Here is a 3,214-nt window from a genome sequence, read left to right as displayed (position 1 = left end):
TGGGTGGCTGGTCGTTGTTTGAGAACTGCACAGTGGACGCGAGCATCTGTGGCCAAGTTTTTAAGGGCGCACGGTGGATGCCTTGGCACCAGGAACCGATGAAGGACGTGGGAGGCCACGATAGTCCCCGGGGAGTCGTCAACCAGGCTTTGATCCGGGGGTTTCCGAATGGGGAAACCCGGCAGTCGTCATGGGCTGTCACCCATACCTGAACACATAGGGTATGTGGAGGGAACGCGGGGAAGTGAAACATCTCAGTACCCGCAGGAAGAGAAAACAACCGTGATTCCGGGAGTAGTGGCGAGCGAAACCGGATGAGGCCAAACCTATGACGTGTGAGACCCGGCAGGGGTTGCGCATACGGGGTTGTGGGATCTCTCTTTCACAGTCTGCCGGCTGTGAGACGAGTCAGAAACCGTTGATGTAGGCGAAGGACATGCGAAAGGTCCGGCGTAGAGGGTAAGACCCCCGTAGTCGAAACGTCAGCGGCTCGTTTGAGAGACACCCAAGTAGCACGGGGCCCGAGAAATCCCGTGTGAATCTGGCGGGACCACCCGCTAAGCCTAAATATTCCCTGGTGACCGATAGCGGATAGTACCGTGAGGGAATGGTGAAAAGTACCGCGGGAGCGGAGTGAAATAGTACCTGAAACCGTGTGCCTACAAGCCGTGGGAGCGTCGCGCAAGCACTTGAGTTTGCGTCGTGACTGCGTGCCTTTTGAAGAATGAGCCTGCGAGTTTGCGGTGTGTTGCGAGGTTAACCCGGGTGGGGAAGCCGTAGCGAAAGCGAGTCCGAACAGGGCGATTTTAGTAGCACGCTCAAGACCCGAAGCGGAGTGATCTAGCCATGGGCAGGTTGAAGCGGAGGTAAGACTTCGTGGAGGACCGAACCCACCAGGGTTGAAAACCTGGGGGATGACCTGTGGTTAGGGGTGAAAGGCCAATCAAACTCCGTGATAGCTGGTTCTCCCCGAAATGCATTTAGGTGCAGCGTCGTGTGTTTCTTGCCGGAGGTAGAGCACTGGATAGGCGATGGGCCCTACCGGGTTACTGACCTTAGCCAAACTCCGAATGCCGGTAAGTGAGAGCGCGGCAGTGAGACTGTGGGGGATAAGCTCCATGGTCGAGAGGGAAACAGCCCAGAGCATCGACTAAGGCCCCTAAGCGTACGCTAAGTGGGAAAGGATGTGGAGTCGCAGAGACAACCAGGAGGTTGGCTTAGAAGCAGCCACCCTTGAAAGAGTGCGTAATAGCTCACTGGTCTAGTGATTCCGCGCCGACAATGTAGCGGGGCTCAAGCGTACCGCCGAAGTCGTGTCATTGCAGCAATACGCCCAACGGCGGCTGTGATGGGTAGGGGAGCGTCGTGTGCCGGGTGAAGCTGCGCCGGAAGGCAGTGGTGGACGGTTCACGAGTGAGAATGCAGGCATGAGTAGCGATACACACGTGGGAAACGTGTGCGCCGATTGACTAAGGGTTCCTGGGTCAAGCTGATCTGCCCAGGGTAAGTCGGGACCTAAGGCGAGGCCGACAGGCGTAGTCGATGGATAACCGGTTGATATTCCGGTACCCGCTGTGAAGCGTCAAACATTGAACCAGGCGATGCTAAGTCCGTGAAGCCGCCCCGGAGCCTTCGGGTAAAGGGGAGTGGTGGAGCCGACGGACCAGACTTGCAGTAGGTGAGTGATGGGGTGACGCAGGAAGGTAGTCCAGCCCGGGCGGTGGTTGTCCCGGGGTAAGGGTGTAGGCCGTGCGATAGGTAAATCCGTCGCACACGAGGCTGAGACCTGATGCCGAGCCGATTGTGGTGAAGTGGATGATCCTATGCTGTCGAGAAAAGCCTCTAGCGAGTTTCATGGCGGCCCGTACCCTAAACCGACTCAGGTGGTCAGGTAGAGAATACCGAGGCGTTCGGGTGAACTATGGTTAAGGAACTCGGCAAAATGCCCCCGTAACTTCGGGAGAAGGGGGGCCATCACTGGTGATCCGATTTACTCGGTGAGCTGGGGGTGGCCGCAGAGACCAGCGAGAAGCGACTGTTTACTAAAAACACAGGTCCGTGCGAAGCCGTAAGGCGATGTATACGGACTGACGCCTGCCCGGTGCTGGAACGTTAAGGGGACCGGTTAGTCACATTTCGGTGTGGCGAAGCTGAGAACTTAAGCGCCAGTAAACGGCGGTGGTAACTATAACCATCCTAAGGTAGCGAAATTCCTTGTCGGGTAAGTTCCGACCTGCACGAATGGCGTAACGACTTCTCGACTGTCTCAACCATAGGCCCGGTGAAATTGCACTACGAGTAAAGATGCTCGTTTCGCGCAGCAGGACGGAAAGACCCCGGGACCTTTACTACAGTTTGATATTGGTGTTCGGTTCGGCTTGTGTAGGATAGCTGGGAGACTGTGAACTCTGGACGCCAGTTCAGGGGGAGTCGTCGTTGAAATACCAGTCTGGTCGTGCTGGATGTCTAACCTGGGTCCGTGATCCGGATCAGGGACAGTGTCTGATGGGTAGTTTAACTGGGGCGGTTGCCTCCTAAAGAGTAACGGAGGCGCCCAAAGGTTCCCTCAGCCTGGTTGGCAATCAGGTGTTGAGTGTAAGTGCACAAGGGAGCTTGACTGTGAGACCGACGGGTCGAGCAGGGACGAAAGTCGGGACTAGTGATCCGGCGGTGGCTTGTGGAAGCGCCGTCGCTCAACGGATAAAAGGTACCCCGGGGATAACAGGCTGATCTTCCCCAAGAGTCCATATCGACGGGATGGTTTGGCACCTCGATGTCGGCTCGTCGCATCCTGGGGCTGGAGTCGGTCCCAAGGGTTGGGCTGTTCGCCCATTAAAGCGGTACGCGAGCTGGGTTTAGAACGTCGTGAGACAGTTCGGTCCCTATCCGCTGCGCGCGTAGGAATATTGAGAAGGGCTGTCCCTAGTACGAGAGGACCGGGACGGACGAACCTCTGGTGTGCCAGTTGTTCTGCCAAGGGCATGGCTGGTTGGCTACGTTCGGGAGGGATAACCGCTGAAAGCATCTAAGCGGGAAGCCTGCTTCGAGATGAGTATTCCCACCCCCTTTGAGGGGTTAAGGCTCCCAGTAGACGACTGGGTTGATAGGCCGGATCTGGAAGGCGGGTAACCGCTGGAGGTGACCGGTACTAATAGGCCGAGGGCTTGTCCATATTTGCTCGCGTCCACTGTGTTAGTTCTGAGGCAACGACCGT

At 57.0% G+C, this 3,214-nt stretch carries 1 rRNA gene; it reads left to right on the top strand.

Going from position 1 to position 3,214, the window contains the following annotated elements:
- Window positions 1-50 precede the first annotated feature (50 nt).
- Window positions 51-3,172, top strand: a 23S ribosomal RNA gene (locus tag EHS43_RS41120).
- Window positions 3,173-3,214 lie beyond the last annotated feature (42 nt).

The sequence above is a fragment of the Streptomyces sp. RP5T genome, assembly GCF_003933965.1.
Taxonomy (GTDB): Bacteria; Actinomycetota; Actinomycetes; order Streptomycetales; family Streptomycetaceae; genus Streptomyces.
The sequence above is the reverse complement of the archived record's forward strand: the minus strand, read 5'-3'. Positions and strand labels throughout refer to the sequence as shown.